Here is a 4,995-nt window from a genome sequence, read left to right as displayed (position 1 = left end):
CACATCCATCAACTTAAGAAAATAGACTATTCTTAAACTTAAAAGCACGTTACTATTCTCTTATGTTAATGAGAAAGGGTGACGTGCTTTTTATGAATATGCATCAAAAACAAGAGCTGTCTTTATTTGCCGAAGAGTTATATCGATATATGTCTCCCGCTACACTTAATCAATTAGCTATAGAAGCAGGTGGAATGAAACGAAAACGTAAGTGCCATGGGCACCATTTTTTATCTTTGTGTGTATGGTTAAATCAACAAATCGCTACAACCTCTCTTACTCAACTTTGTAGTCAATTAGAAACTTCAACAGGAATTTTATTAAGTCCTGAGGGACTGAATCGACGATTTAACTCGGCTTCTGTAGCCTTCTTTCGAACTGTATTTACTACACTTCTACAAGCTAAAATTGGAGGATCATCTACAATTTCTCATTCTCTTTCTGCTTACTTTGAGCGGATTCGCATCCTTGATTCTACAACCTTTCAAGTTCCAGATCGATTCGCAGCTACTTATCCTGGTGCCGGAGGCTGTAGTCATACAGCTGGTGTAAAAATTCAATTAGAGTATGACTTGTTGAGTGGAGAGTTTTCTGATGTGAAAATTGAACCAGGAAAACGAAGTGATCAGGCATATGGGGCGACTCGAATGGACATGACACAAAAGAATGAACTATATATTCGTGACTTAGGGTATTTTCGTTTACAAGACTTTAAATCAATCCAAGATAAGGAAGGGTATTATTTATCGCGTCTTAAATTACCAACTAAAATATATAGAAAAGAATTCGAAACAGTGGTATTTAAAACAAAACCTGCTCAATTGAGACCGGTATATATACAAATTCATTTGGAAGACATCATGAACCAATTACAACCTGGCCAAGTTTATGAATTACAAGATGTATATGTAGGGAGCAAAGACAAACTACCCACTCGCATTGTGGTTTATAGATGTACAGAGGCGCAAAAACAGAAACGTCTACATGATCGAGCTATTCGTGAAAAGAAAAAAGGGATTACATATACAGATCGTACGAAACTTTTACAAGGAATTACGGTATATATGACAAACATTCCTACGGAATGGGTACCGAAAGAGAAAATCTATGATTTATATTCACTGCGTTGGCAAATTGAGCTGTTATTTAAAATATGGAAATCTTGGTTTCGAATTCATCGTTGTAAATCTATTAAACAAGAGCGATTAGAATGCCACCTTTATGGACAACTCATTAGTATTCTATTATGTTCTTCTACTATGTTTAAAATGAGAGAACTCCTATTACGTAAGAAACAGAAAGAACTAAGTGAATATAAAGCGATGTACATAATTAAAGATTATTTCTTACTTTTTCATCAAGCACTACATAAAAACACCCAAGAATTATCAAAGATTCTCCTTCGTCTGTTTAACCTCCTACAGCGAAACGGACGAAAATCTCACAGATATGAGAAAAAAACAGTCTTTGATATTTTAGGTGTTGTGTATGAGTATACCACTTCTGCCCATCAGGTAGCATAGCGAAAAATTTGAAACCCGTCAGGGTTTATTTGACGTGCCTACTTTTATAACATCTATAAAAGATAATAAAAAACTACGTGGAAAGACCGCATTTTGTATAAAAATATACGTTAAGTTGATGGATGTGTGGCGGGACCCCATCACCATCAAGCTAAGAGCACTAAAGAACATATGTAATAAAATAGAGTTTTTTCGCCTAAACTTTCGATATTCTACAAGAATATTAGACATATTCAAATAAGCCTTCGCAGACCTATTTTTAAAAATTTCATTATTCTACGCAGCACATGATTTCTGTGTACACTCATATACCACACCAAGGATATCAAATACCGTTTTCTTCTTATACCGATGGGACTTCCGACCATTTTTCTCAATCAACTGTAAGATTTGCTGGAGGACTTGTACAATGTCTTCTACATCCATGTTTAATGCATTATGAAGGGCGCATAAATAAGTTTTCAGGATTTATATAAGCAATGCAGGCACCCAAGGGATGAACTAAGTTATCTGAAGCAATTGCCCCCTTGAAACCGAATAGGAGAGCAACATTTCAAATAATGTTCCATGATATAACTATCTATGTAATATAACTATGTTTGAACAAGGAGATGGGAGCATGGGTAAGTTAGCAGGCAAAATAGCTTTAGTTACAGGATCAAGTCGAGGAATTGGGCGCAGTATTGCATTGCGTCTGGCACAAGAGGGAGCCTTTGTCGTCGTTCATTACGGGAAAAGACGTAATGAGGCAGAAGCAGTTGTTCACCAGATCGAGCAAAGCGGAGGAAATGCTTGCGCGATTGGTGCTGATCTTAGTACTCTAGATGGTATTCAAGATTTATTTACTACTTTGGATGACACTATTCAGGAATATATGGGCAGTGAAGGATTCGATATTCTTGTCAACAATGCTGGAATTGGTCAAATTATCAGTTTAGAAGAGACGACGGACGAATCATTTGACGAGGTAATGAAGATTAATGTCAAAGCACCACTTTTTGTTACTCAACAAGCTTTGCCACGTTTAAAAGATGGAGGACGCATTATTAATATTTCATCTTTTGTGACACGTGCAGCTTCTCCAAGTGTCTTCACGTACAGTATGTCCAAAGGTGCTATCGACACATTTACGCGCCTTCTAGCCAAACAACTAGGGAGCCGTAATATTACGGTAAACGCCATCCAGCCTGGAATTATTAATACAGAGATGAATGCTGAGACTTTGGAAAACCTTGATGGACAAAAATATGCGGCTGGTCTTTCAATCTTCAACAGATGGGGAGAACCCGAGGATGTGGCAGATATTGCCGCCTTTCTCGCTTCCTCAGACAGCCGTTGGGTAACTGGTCAATTACTCGATGCAAGTGGCGGATCTCATCTATAGAACCTGTAAGATAACGAATTTATAAGGATCTTCAAATGAAGTGATCCCAAAAAGTTAGACACATATTTTAAGCAGTTACTGAGGAATGAACTCTGTATTGGACAGGGCTCATTCCTTTTTATTTTCTTTTAATTCGTTTGTTATTGTAAATAGGGATCCTGCCGCATTGCTATCAAGTTAAAAAATCTGTTGTTCCCCAAAACGATAAAAATAAACTTAGGTACTATAAAAACACAAAATTTCCATTTAGGGGGGGATTTTATTTTGTTAGCTTGATTACGATGTGATCCTGCCCTTTTCTAGAGTCATACTATCAGTATATCTAAGATTAGGAGATTACTTGCAAGAGTCTTGGGAGTATTGCAATCGTGCTGTGTTATAATTCTAAAGTACTAGCATTTCAAGTAGGACTTATAGATGTCGGTTTGACATATGAAATGTAAAATCAATCTGTTATATTGAGGGTTCAGGCTACCATTATTTAAACTAACATTCACACTAAAAGAAGTACAAGGAGGAAGGTATATCTATTAAAATAGTGAGGTATACCAAAATAGAAATGAACATTAAATTTAATAAAAAATTAGTAGCATTCACGGCAGGATTAACGGTATTATCTTCACCATTGGTATCGTTTGCAGAGGAACAACAATTAGTAAACAATAAGCAACCTACAAACGTTCAGGAACAAAGCAAAACAACATCAGATGAACAGGCTTTAAAAAGTATTGAAGCTAGTTTTGAAGAGGTAGACGGACGTGGTGGAGGTACTGTCGACAATAAGAAAGTAGATAGTCTTCAACGTTCAGAAGGTATTCATGAAGAAACAGGTACACTAACTGTTCCTAACAATTCAAACAGAACAAAACGTAGTCTGTCTCCCATATCACCTAGCACCTCTAGTACAATAAATGGTGTTCCATTCACTGAATGGATTGTTCCAGCAGGTAACGATAATATTCGTCCTCAAAACTATATGAGTCCAAAATACATTACAATTCATGAGACTGATAATACAAGTGTAGGAGCAGGTGCTAGAAACCACGCCCAATACCTATATAACCAAGCAGTAGGCAACACAGACCGAGCTGCATCGTGGCATTTTACAGTAGACGATAAAGAGATTTATCAACACCTACCATTAAACGAGAACGGATGGCACGCAGGAGACGGTGATGGTCCAGGTAATAGAGAATCTATTGCAATTGAAATCGCAGTTAACAGTGACGGAAACTACAGTAAAGCGGTAGATAACGCTAAGAAACTTGTAGCTTATTTAATGAAAGAAACTGGTGTACCGTTAAATAACATTGTAAAACACCAAAAATGGAGCGGTAAAATCTGCCCTGCTAACATGATTAATAATGGGCAATGGGATGTATTCGTAAATAGCGTTGAGGGGTATTATAATAATCTTTATCAACCAAAAGATGACATTACAGGAGGTTGGTATGAAGAAGCTATTCGAGAGTTAAATAGAAGAGGTATTATGATAGGGGAAGGAAACGGAGTTTTCGCACCTAATAGAGCGATAACAAGAGCCGAATTTGCTCAATTAATCTCTAAATCTCTAAACCTGCCAGCTGGAGATGCTTCATTTAAAGACCTAAACGATGCAAACTCAACTTTACGAGATGGTATTAAACGTGCTGCAAGTGCAGGTATTATTCTAGGTAGAGGTGATGGTTATTTTGACCCAAACACACCTATTACAAGAGAAGAATCAGCAATTATTGTAAACAAGGCTTTACAGTATAAAGGTATATGGGGACCAGTTGTAAACCTACCATTCTCAGACAAAGACCAAATTATTTATAAAGAAGACGTACAAAGACTGTATGGCCTAGGTATTGTAAGAGGTAAGGGTGACAATCAATACGACCCTAAAGGAACAACAACTCGTGGTGAAACAGCAACATTCATTCTAAATATGCTACAAGTAATTGAAAATGGTAGTGTTGAAAAGGTAATTGGAACGGCTCAAATTAATGGTATTGGGGTAAATGTTCGAAGCGGATCAGGTACAAACTATTCTATTGTTAGAAAGACAAGTAAAGGCGAAAAAGTTACAGTATATGAAGAAAAGAA

At 36.9% G+C, this 4,995-nt stretch carries 3 protein-coding genes; all 3 read left to right on the top strand.

From position 1 onward, the window contains the following. Positions 1-92 precede the first annotated feature (92 nt). Entirely contained in the window at positions 93-1,523 is a 1,431-nt protein-coding gene (locus tag ACO6VI_RS32660) for an IS4-like element ISBce2 family transposase (RefSeq protein ID WP_422424664.1), read from the top strand. Positions 1,524-2,142: 619 nt separating this feature from the next. Continuing rightward, positions 2,143-2,907, top strand: coding sequence for an SDR family oxidoreductase (locus ACO6VI_RS32655; protein ID WP_422425169.1), 765 nt, complete (start codon positions 2,143-2,145; stop codon positions 2,905-2,907). A gap of 559 nt (positions 2,908-3,466) precedes the next feature. Beyond that, positions 3,467-4,995, top strand: a 1,529-nt coding sequence (locus tag ACO6VI_RS32650) for an S-layer homology domain-containing protein (protein WP_422425167.1), incomplete at its 3' end; no start/stop codon positions are given.

It is taken from the genome of Bacillus sp. PSXD-155 (assembly GCF_049310765.1).
Classification (GTDB): domain Bacteria; phylum Bacillota; class Bacilli; order Bacillales; family Bacillaceae_G; genus Bacillus_A; species Bacillus_A cereus.
Note: the sequence above shows the minus strand (reverse complement) of the source record. Positions and strands in the feature narration are given on the sequence as shown.